15 protein-coding genes and 1 pseudogene are annotated in these 16,005 nt (G+C 46.5%); 1 reads left to right on the top strand and 15 read right to left on the bottom strand.

Annotated features, from left to right (window positions below; genetic code table 11):
* Nucleotides 1–17 precede the first annotated feature (17 nt).
* The 12 genes from V1224_05730 to V1224_05675 form a co-directional block, all read right to left on the bottom strand.
* Complete coding sequence (locus tag V1224_05730; GenBank protein ID WWR16933.1) at nt 18–449, bottom strand: hypothetical protein; 432 nt, start codon at nt 447–449, stop codon at nt 18–20.
* A 327-nt stretch (nt 450–776) separates the two neighbouring features.
* Entirely contained in the window at nt 777–2,042 is a 1,266-nt protein-coding gene (locus V1224_05725) for a hypothetical protein (protein WWR16932.1), read from the bottom strand.
* 80 nt (nt 2,043–2,122) lie between these two features.
* The gene (locus V1224_05720) at nt 2,123–2,302 is read right to left on the bottom strand and encodes a hypothetical protein (GenBank protein WWR16931.1); all 180 of its coding nucleotides are present in this window, start codon (nt 2,300–2,302) and stop codon (nt 2,123–2,125) included.
* A gap of 28 nt (nt 2,303–2,330) precedes the next feature.
* On the bottom strand, nt 2,331–4,268 hold the full coding sequence (locus tag V1224_05715) for a DNA mismatch repair protein MutS (GenBank protein WWR16930.1): 1,938 nt from the start codon (nt 4,266–4,268) through the stop codon (nt 2,331–2,333).
* A 428-nt stretch (nt 4,269–4,696) separates the two neighbouring features.
* Nucleotides 4,697–5,023 carry a hypothetical protein gene (locus V1224_05710; GenBank protein WWR16929.1) on the bottom strand — a complete coding sequence of 109 codons (327 nt, stop codon included), beginning with the start codon at nt 5,021–5,023 and terminating at the stop codon, nt 4,697–4,699.
* A gap of 14 nt (nt 5,024–5,037) precedes the next feature.
* Complete coding sequence (locus tag V1224_05705; protein WWR16928.1) at nt 5,038–6,039, bottom strand: dihydroxyacetone kinase subunit DhaK; 1,002 nt, start codon at nt 6,037–6,039, stop codon at nt 5,038–5,040.
* A 40-nt stretch (nt 6,040–6,079) separates the two neighbouring features.
* A complete protein-coding gene (locus V1224_05700; GenBank protein WWR16927.1) occupies nt 6,080–6,715 on the bottom strand; it encodes a DAK2 domain-containing protein in 636 nt (211 codons plus the stop codon).
* 227 nt (nt 6,716–6,942) lie between these two features.
* On the bottom strand, nt 6,943–7,869 hold the full coding sequence (locus tag V1224_05695; protein ID WWR16926.1) for a sugar-binding domain-containing protein: 927 nt from the start codon (nt 7,867–7,869) through the stop codon (nt 6,943–6,945).
* Between the two features lie 99 nt (nt 7,870–7,968).
* Nucleotides 7,969–8,853, bottom strand: a complete 885-nt coding sequence (locus V1224_05690; protein ID WWR16925.1) for an ATP-grasp domain-containing protein — start codon at nt 8,851–8,853, stop codon at nt 7,969–7,971.
* Nucleotides 8,854–8,916: 63 nt separating this feature from the next.
* On the bottom strand, nt 8,917–9,654 hold the full coding sequence (locus V1224_05685) for an ATP-binding cassette domain-containing protein (protein ID WWR16924.1): 738 nt from the start codon (nt 9,652–9,654) through the stop codon (nt 8,917–8,919).
* The gene (locus V1224_05680) at nt 9,644–10,432 is read right to left on the bottom strand and encodes an amino acid ABC transporter permease (GenBank protein WWR16923.1); all 789 of its coding nucleotides are present in this window, start codon (nt 10,430–10,432) and stop codon (nt 9,644–9,646) included. Before V1224_05680 ends, V1224_05685 begins: the two co-directional genes overlap by 11 nt.
* Before the next feature lie 22 nt (nt 10,433–10,454).
* Nucleotides 10,455–11,270, bottom strand: coding sequence for a transporter substrate-binding domain-containing protein (locus tag V1224_05675; GenBank protein ID WWR16922.1), 816 nt, complete (start codon nt 11,268–11,270; stop codon nt 10,455–10,457).
* A 177-nt stretch (nt 11,271–11,447) separates the two neighbouring features.
* Between V1224_05675 and V1224_05670 the strand changes: the two are divergent.
* Nucleotides 11,448–11,785, top strand: a pseudogene (locus V1224_05670) (helix-turn-helix domain-containing protein).
* A gap of 70 nt (nt 11,786–11,855) precedes the next feature.
* Here V1224_05670 and V1224_05665 read toward each other — a convergent pair.
* From V1224_05665 to V1224_05655, 3 genes are all read right to left on the bottom strand, one after another.
* Nucleotides 11,856–12,608 carry a hypothetical protein gene (locus tag V1224_05665; GenBank protein WWR16921.1) on the bottom strand — a complete coding sequence of 251 codons (753 nt, stop codon included), beginning with the start codon at nt 12,606–12,608 and terminating at the stop codon, nt 11,856–11,858.
* Nucleotides 12,609–12,868: 260 nt separating this feature from the next.
* A complete protein-coding gene (locus V1224_05660; protein ID WWR16920.1) occupies nt 12,869–13,933 on the bottom strand; it encodes a restriction endonuclease subunit S in 1,065 nt (354 codons plus the stop codon).
* 17 nt (nt 13,934–13,950) lie between these two features.
* On the bottom strand, nt 13,951–16,002 hold the full coding sequence (locus tag V1224_05655) for an N-6 DNA methylase (protein WWR16919.1): 2,052 nt from the start codon (nt 16,000–16,002) through the stop codon (nt 13,951–13,953).
* Between the last annotated feature and the right edge of the window lie 3 nt (nt 16,003–16,005).

Raw genomic sequence — 16,005 nt, 5'->3', positions numbered from 1 at the left:
CCGATGGCAAGCTCATTTTACAGAAATTTCCGAAGCTGCCTGATATTTGTCTCCTCAAAGTCCATAAATTCGCGCGCGATCTCTACGGTATCATCCCCGGCATTTGTATATTTGTGCAACGACTGACAGAGCCTGCTGATCTTTCTGCTGCTCTCCTGAATGGCAAGTTCCGCAATATGGCTTGTACTCGTGTTGAGCAAGGTATCTCTGTGGATTCCCCCTGCCACGAGCATTTCTTCGATCACCGTCGTGCGCGCGGGTTCCAGATGCGCGGCAAGCAGTTTATCCACCGCCTGATTGCGAAGCTGTGAGTATTTCAGCGATTGCCGTGACAGCTGCAACGCCAGAGAATCATCGTATATCTTATCACTGATCGTATCCACCGCTTTCATTGCCAGTTCCGCATTTTTCTGCACATCGCGCAGTACCTGAATATCTTCCCGTCTCATTATAATCCCACCTGTTTTTTTAACAGGATGCCCCGATCCACAGGATTCTAATCACAAAAAACGGCAGCCACTGTCCAGATGACTTTCGATATAGCCGGTTGCCGCATTCATGTTTTTCAGCCATTCCATCCTGTCTCCTCCTTAATGACATCTTACCGCAATAAAATTTTTCTTTCCTGTCTTTTTATGCAATGTTTTGTGAACATTATAATGTTAAGAGCTGCAAGTTTGTTTTTTATCGTATCAAGCATTTCTATACGATAAAAAACCGCCGAATTATGATCTCCCAAAATTCAGCGGTCTGTGACTGATACCCCTTACAGGCACTCACGATTGATTCAATTTTCTCAGCAATTCTTCCAGGCTCATACGGCCTTCGATATACTCATATTCTCCAGCGGCGAGCGCCGCACACTCCTCGTCTGTCGCCTCTCTGCCGTCTATATAACTGATTCCATAATATCCGATCGACCCTTCCTCCTCCGGATCGGGCATTCCGTTTCCGTTGACATCATCAAAATTGACTGTCTTGATCTCAGAAACCGTCTCTAAGCTATGACGGCTGCTGATCTCCATATAGGTAGCATACATAATCGCCCCTGCATAATCGCTGTTATAATTGCGCAGCCTGTTGCTCCGCGGGCGGTATTCATACCCCGCATTGCCCATGGCGCCGTAAGCCCATCGGTCCATCACGTTGTACACGGTTCCTCCTTCATATGTATACAGACTCACATGGTACCCCTTTTTGCAGGCGGCCAGCTCAGGTGTCCCGTCATCGTCAACATAGATCAGATCATACCCGTCCGCCCCCTCCAGTCCGCACAGCCTGCCGACCGTTTCATATGCCTCCTGATAACCGGAAAATTCTCCGTTCTTTTTCCCGCCTGTGAGAAAGTCACGGATTCCTGAGATGGACAGATCCGATACCGCGGCGGTTATCCCTTCGGACAGTTCCTCCTGCACCCAAAAATATCCCTCATATCCGTCGTTTTCTGTCTCAAATCCGTAATAAACCGCCGCAAACCGGTTATCTCCGTAAGTCTCGATCAGGACAATGTCTGTAAAGCCGTCGAAATTCAAATCATAAAAAGAGACAGCATCCAGACTGACAAACGTCTCACCGGACAGACGGGCCGGAACATAACCTGCAATCTCCGTCAGGACCTCATCGTCCTGCACGATCTGCATCCAAAATTCCGGACGCTCAGCAGAGGGCGCAAACGGCACAAACCAGACGTCGCCGTCGTATTCACTGAGTGAGACAGAAAAAACCTGCTCCGCAATACAGTCCTCACCGAACATTTCCTTCTTGTTCTCCGCCTCTGCACTTCCCTGTTCTCCATCATTCACAGGTGATGTTCCCGGCGTCTCCAATGGCCCCGAGCCCGCAGCAGCTTCGGACTGTGAGGCGTCATCCGCTGCGCTCTCAAACTCCTCTTCCGCGATCTCTTCCAGCATTCCCTGTGCTTCCTCTCCCGCGTCCGTCCCCTGTCCACATGCCACCAGTACGGCCATAACAGACACCACTGCCAGCAACAGTCCTGTTCGTTCCATCCATTTCCCTGACATCTTACCCACTCCCCTTTTCATCTATCTTAAAACACAGCTTTTGGTACCAAAATCACTCCCCCATCCCCGATCCGACCTGTACGGAATCCCCTGCCGGCGCCTCATTGCCGCACGCCGACAACATGACTGTAACAGAGAGGACAGCCAATATTGCTCCTGCTCTTTTCATCCGTTTCCCAATCATCGTATTCTTCCCTTTTGCTCTTATTCTCCCGCTTCTTCTCAGGCCGAAACGATCTCCTTTTCTCCTGTGGCCGTTTCGTGTCCGCGCCGGTTCCCATTTATTATATCACTCCAAAGCAGCTTTTTCTATTCCTCCGCATATTCAATCGTCTCCTCCGTATATTTCCGTTCCATGTCATGCCGGATTTTCCGGTTGGCAACCGTATCAAAAATGATTGAAAAGTCATAGTCTTCCGGATACAACTGTGTGGCTGCCACCTGCAGTTTGACTCTTTTATGGTTGATCCATATTTTTCTGTCCGGCAGCTGGACCCGCAGCATTCCTTTCTCATTGGCCGGTTCGAATACGATCCCCAGCTTCCGATCCGGATATATCATAACACTGTCTCCACGCTGATAGGTAATCTCTGCCGCGCCTTTTTGCTTTTTCTTATGACGGACGAGCCTGCTGCCACCGCGGGCGCCTGCTGTCTTTTCTTTATGCACAAACCGGTAAGACCCGACCGCCGTTTCCCCATAGGCGGCTCTGACCGCTGTCTTTAACATGTCTTCCGGCATTCCCAGTCTGTCTGCAATGTAAAAGGCGCAGCTCTCCCCGGCTTCTCCCATGACCATCTGATAAGTCGGCCGTAACGTCTCCCTGTCAAACGTCATTCTCGCATTGATCATTCCTTTCACCTGTTCGGCATACTCTTTTACTTCCGGATAATGTGTTGTGGCAAGAAAAAGGGCTCCGCTCTTTCTGAGTTCTTCCAATATGGCGACTGCAATGCCCATTCCCTCCGCAGGGTCTGTCCCCGATCCCAGCTCATCCAATATGACAAAGCTGTCCTTATCTGTCGCCCGCAGTATCGCCAGCACATGTTTGATATGGGCTGAGAACGTAGACAGATTTGCTGTCATATCCTGTCCGTCTCCGATGTCGCACAGATACGAACTATTCATACAGATCTCCGCTTCCCGGCAGGTGACATGCAGTCCGCACTGGGCCATCATACAGTTCAGCATAACCGTCTTGATCGCCACAGTTTTGCCGCCGGTATTCGGTCCGGTGATCACGATTCCCCTGGTCTCTTCTCCCACCTGAAACTGCAGCGGCACATGGACTGCCGGGTCCATAAGAGGATGCCTCGCATCTGTTAAGACGATACGGCGTCCACTATTGACAGACGGCGCCGAAGCCTTCATATCCATGCTCAGTTTTCCTTTTGACATAATAAAATCCAGCTTTTCCATCAACACAATATCTTCCCGAATCACGGCTGCTGCCGCATCAACCATCGCTGTCAACGTATACAGGATCCGGTATTTTTCATTTTCCTCGCTGATTTCAAGTAATTGCAGTTCCTCATAAAATTTAGCCGCTCCGGCAGGTTCCAGAAACACTGTGCTGCCACTGGCAGACTGATCCACGACGCTTCCTTCTATTTTATGCCTATATTCTTTTTTGACCGGCACACAGATCCGCCCGTTTTTGAATGTACAGAATGTATCACTCATATAGCGCTGCCTGGAGCGCATGACCTGTTCTGCCTTCCGCTTCCTCTGTTCCTCACATACCGCCATACGGTTCCTGATCTGCTGCAGCTCTGCGGACGCATGATCATCCACGGCGCCGCACCGGATCTGTCTGTTGATCTCCTCCCGAAGCTCCTGCGGCACAGACAGATTTTCTTCATACCAGGCAAGCGGATTCCCGTCTGCTTTCCCCCGATTCAGATATTGTTTTAAGCGGCCGATCACCGTCAGTATCTTTTCCACCCGTTCAAGCTGTTCCGGCATCAGACAGACTCCCTTTTCCGCTGCCAGCAGAATCTCTCTGACCTCGGTGACGCTTTGCAGCGGCGGCATCCCCTGTTTCTCCATCAGTGCCCTGGCATCTGTCGTATCTTTGAGCGCTTTGCGCAATCTGTCTTCTTCCGTGTAAAAAGTCATCGCTGCGATCTGCTTTCTGGCCCATTCTGTCAGAGTCAGCTCTGACCACATCTCTTTGATCCGGTCGAACGCGATCTGTTTCTCCATATTCCTGTCCATGTCCCAATCCATATTCTGATTTGTGTTCATCTCTCCGTTCTCCTCCTTTTTCTGCCGCCTTACAGATACGGACCGGTCAACAGCCGTAAGATTGACAGCTCCTGACAGTCAGGGCTTATCGCCAAAAAAAGACCATGGCTGCCCCTGAAAGCATTCGATACCATGGTCTAGTGATCCCTATGAAAATTGTTACCACAATCGTAAGCATATTGTAAGGCGAAAACGTCGACGGCAACTTCCGTCAACAAACAGGCAGACTGCTTCCATACAACGCAGACCGCCATTGCAATATTTATTTTGCAATTTTCTCCATTACAACCACACTTAACATAAAATATTCTCCTAGTAAATTATTCTTAAAGCATTATATCTGTAGTAGGCCGCCTTTGTCAAGAGCCGACTTTATTTCACCCGGACAAACAGAGAAAAATCCGCTGAGGCAGACCTGGCTCCGCCTTTTATGCCTCCGGACGATGATACAGCTCGAGAATTGCGCCATCTTTCCAGACAAAGGCAAGCTGTGCACCGCTGCCGGACTCCATCGGTCCACAGATAACGCTGTCCGCATCTTTGATATATTTGTCCAGATCATCCACTTTATAGGCAACATGCGGATTGCGGTGAATCTCCTCCGGAAAGGGCGTTCCCTCCTCAAACTTCAGATATTCAATCTTATAGTCATAGTCGTCAACGTTGCTGACCCAGAATTTACCGCCCTCATTATAGGTCATACCTGGCTTTTTGTTTGTCACCGGTATCCCGATGTGCATATATTCTGCTGACATAATCATTCCCTCCTTTATACTTTTGTCAGATAAGGGGTATGGCACGGTGCGTTCCACAGGCGCAGAAGTTCATCGTCCATACGCGCCATAAACATCTGGAATCCGGCCTGTTCCTGCACGGTCAGAAGTTCCCCGACATAATTTGCCACGATCTCAATATTCTGTTCCCGAAGAACTTCCTCACAGCGGCGGTAAATGATCAGCTGCTCCATCAATGTCGTCGCTCCGGAGCCGTTGATAATCAGCATCACTTTTTCCCCTGGCTGAATGCCAATATCCTGTACAAGCGCTTTGACCATGATCTCCGCCGTCTCATCGGCAGATTTCATCGGCTGGCGTCCGCCTCCTCCCTCTCCGTGCTGGCCCATGCCGATCTCCATATCTTCCTCTCCGAGATCTGCCAGTGCCGCACCGGTGGACGGGTGGGTCGCGCCGCGCACTGCCACCGCAAGTGTCGCCATATTGTCAGCAAACCGCTGTGTGACTGCCGCTACCTCTTCCAGACTCCTGCCTTCGGCTGCTGCCGCACCCGCAATCTTATAGGCAGGGATACATCCCACAAGGCCCCGGCGGTCGTCCGAGTTTTCTCTCGGCGCGTTCGACACATCCTCCTGCGTCACCACCTTCACGACATGGAGTCCCAGCTTCTTACACTGTTTCATCGTCAGATTGCCAGTCAGCATATCGCCTGCATGGTTGAGTACGATATACAGAACCCCTTTTCCCTTATCCGCCAGTTTGATCGCATTGACGCACGCCTGCGGCCCGGGCGCAGCGAAAACGTCGCCGACAACCGATATATCGACCATTCCTTCCCCCACGAAGCCTGAAAGCGCCGGTTCGTGTCCCGAACCACCCTGCGTCACGATCGTCACGCGGTCCGCTGTCTCCAGTGCCTTATTGACGATCATATTTTCCTCTCCCCGGTAAATAATATCGCGATTGGCCGCCGCCAGACCATCCAGCGCCTCGCTCGTGAGATTTTCGGGATCGTTGATAAACTTCTTCATTTTCATAGGCTATACCCTCCTTTTTCAACTGCTCTCATAACAGACTTTAACGTAAATAACTTTCCAGTCCCTGTACCATTCCCCGGATAAACAGCGAAGTTGACACCGCACCCGCATCGGGTGTGCCGATGGTCTGCTCCTTATAGCTGCGCGCGCGCCCGAACTTCGAAGCAAACCCTTCGCTTGCCCTGGCTCCTGCTTCCGCCGCCTCCGCCGCTGCCGCCGCGATCACCAGGACATCTCCTTCTGCCTGCTGCGCCGCCTCCGCCGCCGGAATCAGCGCATCCATCATGGTCTTATCTCCCACTTTCGCTGTCGTGATCTCCTGCAGTTCTTCCAGGGCACCGGCAAACATCCTCCGCACTGCATCTTCATCCAGTTCCTTCTCATCCTCTGCCAGCTTCGCTCCAAGGCCTCCGATCATCGTGCCATATAAGGGCCCTGCCGAACCGCCTTTGACTTCCATGACAGCCATCCCCAGATCATCAAGAAATGTATGTATGGAGCGATCCTCCCACTCCGGAATCTGTTCTTCAATCAGACGCGCAATCTTGCGCATCGTAATGCCGTGATCCCCGTCTCCGAAACGGGAATCAATCTCACTGAGCCGGTCCGCATGTTCCTCCAACTGCTGCGCCGCCCCAAGCAACATGTCCGCAACTGCCTTGCGGTCAAGAATCATTGTACATCCCTCCCTTAACAAAAGTTACTATCATTATAGCGTATATGTTACAGATGTCAATATTATATGGTGTTTTCCTACAATTTTAATTTTCATATTATAAATATTTTCATATTTTTGCACAAAAATAACCATATCCGGCCGCTTCTTCGCTGCCGTACATGGTTACATATGTTACTATTATTCTTTTTTACAAGATAAGATGTCTGCATACAGCAGGCGCAGGTTCATAGTTCCAGTAATGCACGCACGAGCCCGGCTCGGGCAACGATATGCGTGAAATACCCACTGCGCAGCGCTCCCTGCAATGCTCTGACACTCGTATTGGCAGAGCATACGCCGATCACCTGACCGCAGCGTCTTAATACCCCCAGCGGTATCTGTATGGCAAAATCCTGTTCCGAGTCTATGATACTGCCCGCCTCATTATAATAATATGCCAGCAGACGGCCGCAGGCGTGCCGTTCCTGCAGACGGTTTCCATAGCGGGCCACTGAAGCGAAATCCGGCGTGGAAGGATAGTTGCTGATATTGACAAGCGCCGTATCCATCTGTTCCCATACCCGGCAGATCTGATGGTACAGTTCCGTGGAACAGAGCACCTGCTTTTCCTCCGGACTCTCCGGAAGTGCGGGCAGATTCAGAAAATATGGCTCTGCTCCCAGATACAGGGCGAGCAGACGCACATTCTCATTGGAATGATAATTGCGAATCGGAAAACCGGCATTTCCGATCAGCGGACAGATATGGCTGACCATGCTGTCCTGCCGCGGGTTTGCCTCCAGCCAGTTCACAAGCTGGCCTGCAAAATAGCCCCATCCCACACCGAGGCGGCGGGCTTGTATCTGCTCCAGCAGTCCGGCTGTCTCACGAGAAAGTTCCTGATTCGTCAGTCTGTCATCCCCGCCGTCCTCCACCACACGTCCGCCCCGGATCAGGCCGGCCGCACAGAGCCTTTCCAGCAGTCCGGCTGCCCGCCCGTCCGGCTCATGGACCGCGATCTCGACGATACCCGCCTCTCTGGCCTCTGACAGCATCCGGCTGACCATCGGACGCGATACTCCCAGCTCCCTGGCAATATCGCTCTGTCTCTGGTCTTCCAGATAGTAGCGGCGGGCCACATACGCCAGACGCTGCTGCTTTTCATATGTCATTCTCATGCGCCCCTTTCCCTGTCATGCCGGAGACACCAGGCCGGCAGGGCCGCTATCTCTCTTTCTCATTATATCCTATCTGGACGCAAATGCAACATTTCATACCCTCTCCCGCATAAAATCCCCACCGGCCTCGTTTCCATATTTTTCGACAAGATATTCTGACATTTCCTTCATAAGGTCAAATTGAAACATCTCCGTATTGTCTTCCGATACATTGGAAACCGCGTTAACATCAATAATATAAAATCCGCTTTCCGTCTCAATGATGTCCAGACTGCCCATCTCGATCTCCAACAGTGCCATCGCCCGCACCGCTGTCTCTCGGATGCTGTCCCGGCAGTCATCATAACATTCATATGAAGAGCCAAAGCGGTAAGCGGACAGTCCGTTTTCCGTCACGCTGCGTTTTACGATCAGACGGCATTCTCCCCCGATCACCTCGATCCGTGTCAGATACCCATGGACAGGCTCCAGATATTCCTCGGCGATCATCGTTATGTCACGCAGTCCTGGCACAATCTCCCGCAGTTCGCTCTCACTTTTCACGATATAAGTATCGTTCGTCCGGCCTCCACAGTCCGGCTTCAGAATCAGCGGATAAACAAGCGGAAGCTGATAAACCTCTTCCTTCCGGAATGTCCCGTATACTTCGGGCACACCGATGCCATACTTTTCCAGCGTCTTCGTGGAAAGTTCCTTGCTCACCTCATACTGGTGCGCTTGATAGGAATTTACCATCCGAATCCCCTGCTCCTTCAGAAATTTATGTACCGCTTCCATGCTCAAAAGACTTCTCTCATGTCCACGAAACTGTGCGCTCGCAAAGATCCGGCTGATCACCAGATGGCAATCCCTCAGCGCCTCATAGGGAATTGCTTCCTCCAGATTCACTAAGATAACCTCCGTTCCAAGTGCACAGAGCCGGTCTCTGAGCGCATAGACTGACCATTCTTCCGATTCATATAAAATTGCTGTCACCATTATTTTTCCCCTGTAATATTCCTCTTTTCTCCTGCCGCCAGAAGATTCCTGCAGTCAGCCGGATCACACATTCCATTCCAGTAGTTTCCCTAAGAAACGGCGCAGTTTCTCTGTCTGAGGATTGGTAAAAATCTGCTCGCTGTCACCGTATTCCATCAAAGCCCCGTCACAGAGAAATGCCACTTTGTCACAGGCATGGCGGGCAAATCCCATCTCATGAGTGACAATGATAAAATCCATCCCTTCCTTTTTCAGTTCATGGATTATATCCAGCACCTCTGTCGTGTACTCCGGGTCCAGTGCACTCGTCGGCTCATCCAATAAGAGCAGACGCGGTTTTGCTGCCACCGCCCTTGCAATCGCGACCCTCTGCTGCTGTCCACCCGAGAGCTCCGCCGGCTTTTTCTTCCAGTCCTCTTTCAGTCCAAACCGTTCAAGCAGTTCCATCGCCCGCGCAGACGCTTCCTCATGAGAAAACCCATGGACCTGTTCCAGAGGAACCGTAATATTAGCCCGCGCATTCATATGCCGGAACAGCCCGCCCTGCTGAAAGACGAATCCAAGTTTCCGGCGGTAATTCTGCAGAGCCGCTTCTCCCGTCTCCACCTTTTCTCCGTTCACCGATAACGTCCCGGTCGTCGGAGCAATCAGACCGCCAATGATCCGCAGGAGCGTAGACTTTCCACCTCCGGAAGGCCCGATGACCGCCAGCGTATGCACTTCATCCGAGAAATCCATGGGCTGCAGGACAGGGCAGTCCTGCTCAAATTGTTTGGAAAGATTATGGAATTCAATTTTCATAACGAAACTTCCTTTCCAGCCATTCGCTGGCCAGGGAAATCGGCAGCGTCAGACACAGATAAAGGACACCTAAAAACAAATAACATTCAAACAGGCGAAAATTCACCGCACTGATCTCCCGCATCGTCTGTGTCAGCTCTATGACTGCAATCATGGAGAGCAGTGATGAGTCTTTGATGATGGAGGCAAACTGTCCTGTGAGCGCCGGAAGCGTCCTTGCCACCATCTGCGGCAGAATAACATAACGCACAGTCTGACTGCGCGTAAAGCCAACCGCGCGGGCCGCTTCTAACTGCGAACTTTCTATTGACAACAGGCTGCCGCGGATGATCTCCGCGATATATGCGCCTTCAAACACGGACAGAATAAGCACTCCCGACACAAAGCGGTTTTCCACACCCCACGCAGTACCCACAATATAAAAGAACAGATAAATCTGCATGATCAGCGGCGTTCCCCGGATAAATTTCACATAAACATTACAAAAATATCTCACAAACAACAAAGACGCACCCTGTCCGGCGGCGCTGAGCACACCGATGACAAAGCTCAGCGCCAGACTGAGCAGGCTGAGCTTCAGCGTCATCAGAAATCCGTCCCATACACGGACCCGAAACTGTCCGAAAAATGAGAAGTCAAGCCGTACCTGAATTGTATAGAGGGAAATCCAGAACAGCAGTATCCAAAGCAGCGCCACAAGCAGCATATTCACCACAACTGCCATGAGGTCTGCTTTTTCTTTTTCCGCTGTCCAAAATAATCTTCGCAATCTCTTCATAGGTACTCCCGTTTCTTCAGCGTTACTCGGCTATCTCGAAGAACCACTGAAAGCCAAGTTCATCAAACGCTTTCTTTTCCTCTGTCAGGTATTTTCCAGTCAGTTCCTCATAACCGCCTTTTTCCCTGTACTCCGCAAGGAATGCGTTGATCTGATCCAGCAGCTCCGTATTCCCTTTCTGCACCGCGATTCCCCATTGTTCCGGGTCCTGGAAAGGAATAAAGACCGCTTTTGTCGTATCCTGATTGTTCTGCCAGTTCCGGTAAATCGTCAACTGGTCGTAAATAAATCCGTCCGCCCGGCCCTGAGATACTTCCATCACGCAGGCGCTCTCATCCGGCATTGCCAGAACCTTTGCCCTGGTCAGATTCTTTTCCGCATACATATGTCCTGTGGAACCGGATTTAACGGCGATGATCTTCCCTTCCTGATTCAGGTCTTCTATGGAGGCAATATCCGAATCCGCATTGGCGAGGATCGCCAGAAGCGCATTGGCATAGGGATCAGAAAAATCAATCACTTCTTTTCTCTCGTCCGTAATGGTCATGGAAGAGATCACAATATCGGCAGACCCTGTCTGCAGCGCAGGGATCAGACCGTCCCATGCCGTGTTTTTGATCTGGATCTCACGCCCCACATATTCTCCGAACGCCTCCATCAGATCTACACTGACCCCTTCCGGTTCTCCGGCATCATCTTTTGTCTCAAATGGCGGATAGGCAAGTTCCATCGCTACCACCAACGGCTCAGACTCCTCTTTGTTACCGGCAGACGCACATCCGCTCATGGCCGCTGCCAACAATACCATCGTCATAAACAATGCAATTTTTCTTTTCATCTTTTGCTTCTTTCTCCTCTCTTTTCTTCCGACCCATTTTCTATTCCTTGACACTCAAAATGGCTAATGATATGATATTATAGTAAGTTTCATTTGTAAATAGGGAACCTGAAAGAAAGTAAGTTTCCAAAAGAGACTATTTGCGGTTTATAATGAATATAAGAGGAAATGATGGATATGACAAAGCAGCAATCTCCCACACAATTACCAGAATGTCCTGTGGAAACAACACTTGCCCTGATCGGCAACAAGTGGGCCGTCCTGATCCTTCGCGATCTGCTTACCGGCACAAAGCGCTTCAACGAATTGAAAAAATCAATCGGTTCGATCTCCCAGAAAGTTCTGACCAAACAACTGCGGACAATGGAAGAAAACGGTCTGCTGACCCGCACCGTCTATCCGGAAGTCCCTCCGCGGGTTAATACACCCTGACGGAACTCGGACAAAGTCTGCAGACAGTCCTCGACGCTATGAAACTCTGGGGCGAACAGTACAAAGATACCTATGAGGGGTGAAAAAGCAGCTATACGTGTTCACAATATTATTAGTTCAATAAAGTCAAAATATATAGTTTGGCAACTATTACTATTTTATAACAGCTATTTGTTTTTGCCCAATTACTTCTGTCGCAAAGCAACCACGTATTCCCGATGATTTCCATTTTCCGGCAACAACAAGTATTTTACCTTGATTACAATACACTTCATCCCGAATGATTCGATATGTATTAACATCTGAAAAGCATAATGTAAAAGAGTATTTTTTACTAATTACTGGTGCTGCTAAGTAGATTTGCTTACTTTTATTGTCATATATTCTTCTTTTTGCAACTGCTTCAATAATTATATTGCCATAACATCCTTCAGGATACCTGTATTCGCTTCTGTCATCTAAAATCATCTCGCCAATTTTTTTATTTCCATATAAATAATTGACTGGAAAGCTTTTGCACATAGCATATATTTGTCTTAATGTTCTGGGCGGATGCTTTTTCGTTTCGCCTTTTTTATGCTCCCCTGATATTGTACTATTTTTTCTGGTTTTAGTTGCAGTATAAAGATGATCCATCGCATCATCAAACAAAAATTGATATGGGTCAAATTGTCTCTCATCAAACTCGGCATTACTTGATCCAAATGGACACTCTGAAGAATGCGGATAACCTGCTTTTGATGCTCTAAAATAAGCATTTCTGCTTCCGTCAATAGCACATACATATAATCGTGCACCACAATTAGGATTTGGACAAAAAAACGCTTTATCCCTGTCTTCCCTTACAGCATCTGCTGAATAAATGATCTCTCTTCTTTTATTATCCCGATACGCATATTTTGCCATGTTACACTCTCCACTTCTCTACTCCTTAACAAAAAATAATGTTACTATAGATTATACAGGCTTTCTCAAATCGCATTGACGCCTAGTATTATTTAATAAGCTGAATTTACAATTTACTCTCAATTCCATACTCATCAGTCCACACCACAAATGAATCTTTTTTCCAGCATTTTATAAAAATCCATACCATCCTCCACACAAGTCAAATTTACAACTATTTTTAATCTTTTTTACTTGTCAATTAATGCTACTTTTATTTTTTAAGTATATTTACTATCCACATACAAAACAACTTCTTTCATAACATGTTTATGAATCGCAGAAATAATAGTTTCCATTTTATCATAATCAGGCTGCCCATTTTTTACTGGCAGAACAATATCAAGCCTATCCGCATCTTTAGCATAAAAATTTCTGCCGTAATCAAATTGACCGTTATGTGATGATTTGTGAATTGCTGTTGTGACAAATATTGCTGCCATCTTCGACAATTTTTCTGTATGCACAATCGCAACATGATCATCTCCACCATATTCATAGTTTCTATATTTAGCAGAACCGAACATGTCGATTGTAGTTGTATTTTTAGAGAAAATTTGAACCCTATTACCAATAAAATCCGAAACGCCTTCGTCAGTTTCGCCAGCAGTCACAAATGGCAAATTTCCTAAAATTCTATCAGCACTTTTCAAGCGCTGTCCACGAGTCGATTTCCCATATAATTTTTCAAGGTTGAACTTTCCCCATTCCAGCCTCCCAAAATCCTTCAATACCTGCTCCTCTTCAACAGATAATTTCGTGTCTTTCAGTCCAATGATAGAAAAATATGCCTCCAACTGAGCGACTCGCTGAGCCTCCAACTGATCTATGAAAGATTCCATAAAATCATAATCGATTTCATTGTTTTTAACAGGTAATTCTATTTTTTGACTTTTAATAATATCAACATTAAAACTTGAACTTCCCCAAGAAAACAATTCAAAAGGTTTTTTTAATACGGCAAGGAAGAATTGAGCATTATTTTTATTGAATTTAATATTTTTAGGCTTTAACACTTTAATTTTATCACCTGTAAAATATGGTTTTTCATGATAAAACATAGTAGCAGTATCCTGCCCAAATGATATAGTATTTCCAGTGTTTAAAAATTCTTCATTTTCATCTATATAACCTCTTTGTCCATTATTATAGCTCGTTCTGACTATATAGGGATACTTTCCCCTCTCTTTAATTTTAACCTTGTTTGCATCAAATCTTTTCGTATATGATTCTACTTCAAACAAGTCCCCCAATCTAAATTTGCCCCACTTAATCCCCTGTAACATATTATTAAGTGAGGCTTCTATTTTCCCAGGCTATCATCCTCACAATCCTGATTTTTCAATAATTTGGAAACTTCCCATGCAAGGTAATCACTTACAGTTTTTTTGAAATCTTCCAGAGTAGGCTTGGTATCTACCGGTGCAGTCTGATTCCAATCCGCACCGTTTTCTGGGTCAATCGTTCCCTCATAGTACTCTCTTTCTGTAAATAAGCCTAGCTTCCCTCTACCAAAGCGTACTAAATCAATGATCTCTTGATAACGCTCTTTTGCATGATCAGTATCTCTTAAATTATTACTTGCCTTTTTACGATTAGAACGAGTATAGCCATCATTAGAGAAGTCTATAAACTTAACAACATCATCTTTTTGATGGGCCTCCCCAACTCTGAACACATAAACATTTGTCTGTACACTTGATTTACCAATAAACAAATCTATAGGCATTTTTATACTTGCAAGTAATGTGCTGTGTTTAAGTATTCTTCTATTGTATTCTATTGCTTTTCCAGAACCTGCTGAGTTCTGAATGATAATGGCTGCATACCCCTTATACATCATAGAAAGAGCTTTTTCAACAAAATTCATTCCGTTTCCGGGTGAGGAATACGGAGGATTTAAAATAAAAGCATCCGCTGGAAATTTATTTTTGGTCTTTCCAAAGCCATAGTTACCAGTAAAATCCGTTAAAGAGTCCTTGTTCAAAATATTGGAACTGCCATCACCCATAAGAATCATATTCAAAATAGCAAGCATATAAACACTGGAAAGTAGTTCTATGCCCAACAGTTGTGTCGTCTTAATTTCATCAGCCTTTCTTTGATATTCGTCAGGAGACTTAATTTTTTCCTTCGCATCATTGAGCATTTCATTCATAGCAGCTACAAGAAGTCCAGCAGAACCAGTGGCAAAATCCCATACATAAGAATCTTTATTGACTCTTGCAAGTTTGACTAATAACTTGGCAACATAAGAAGGCGTGAGGACAACATCATTCAGTTTATCTTGTGAGAATCCCAGCCATCCATACATTTCGTTGAACAATTTACCTGTAAAATCAGTGGTTAATCCAATTTTATAGTAGATACCTAAATCATCAACAATCTTTGTAAACACACGTTTTAATTGGCTTTCGCCGTTTTCAACTCTGTTAATATTATCAGTAGTCAATGTGTTCTGCAATGTTCTAACAATAAGTTCTTTTTTCTCTCTGGGTATCCTTTTTTCGTTTAAAAAAGCTTTAATCTTCCTAATAAGAATGTCTCCATCCATATTACCCTCTTCTGATGAAGATTTAAGCTCCGATTTTTCGAGAGGTGCCACTTTTCCTGGAATGCCAAGAGTGGCAATAATAGAAGCTGCCACAAGGTACACACGGTCGTCCTCTCCCAATCCCTTTTCGTTTTGATATATGTCATTATTCAACTTTATCAAACTGACATCTATTTCTTTTTCTCTCTGCTCTTTTAGCCTATCAATTTCTTCTTGCGATAATTGCAGGTTCTTTACTTTCTCAATAAAGCTGCTGAAATTCTCTTTTCTAAGAAATGAAAAATCAGAATACTCATCAATCTTCTGTCCAATACCGAAATTGCTTTTGGAAACATAGTAACACCCGATAGAGTGCTGAATATTGCCATTATCATCTTTATAACCAGTCATACCGATGGCAATAATATCAGTATAGCTTGTATGGTGCAGTAAAGCGTTAGCATAATGAACAGCACCATTAACAGCATAAGAATTTATATTTTTAAAATTAGGGATATTCTTTGCTGTCTTATTATCCACTTGACAATTAGCATCAAGTTTGACAAGTTTGTCCTTATATCCCTTATATTCTATAAGTACAGGATAGAAATTCAAGTCTTTATCCTGGAGCAGAAGTTTACAATCAGGTCTATTTCCACCTGTACCTCCGTTTTTAGAAAAATAATCATTTAGTGCGGTATCAATTTCTGTATTTAGCGATTCCTGCTCTAACTTATAATCCAATTTATACGATTTGAGCCAACCATTCGCCAAATCAGCAATATTGGGCTCAATCGATTTAACCACTACCTTTACTGCCATTTC

This window comes from Lachnospiraceae bacterium JLR.KK008, assembly GCA_037015955.1.
Lineage (GTDB): Bacteria > Bacillota > Clostridia > Lachnospirales > Lachnospiraceae > VSOB01.
This window is presented reverse-complemented; position numbering and strand designations above follow the sequence as displayed.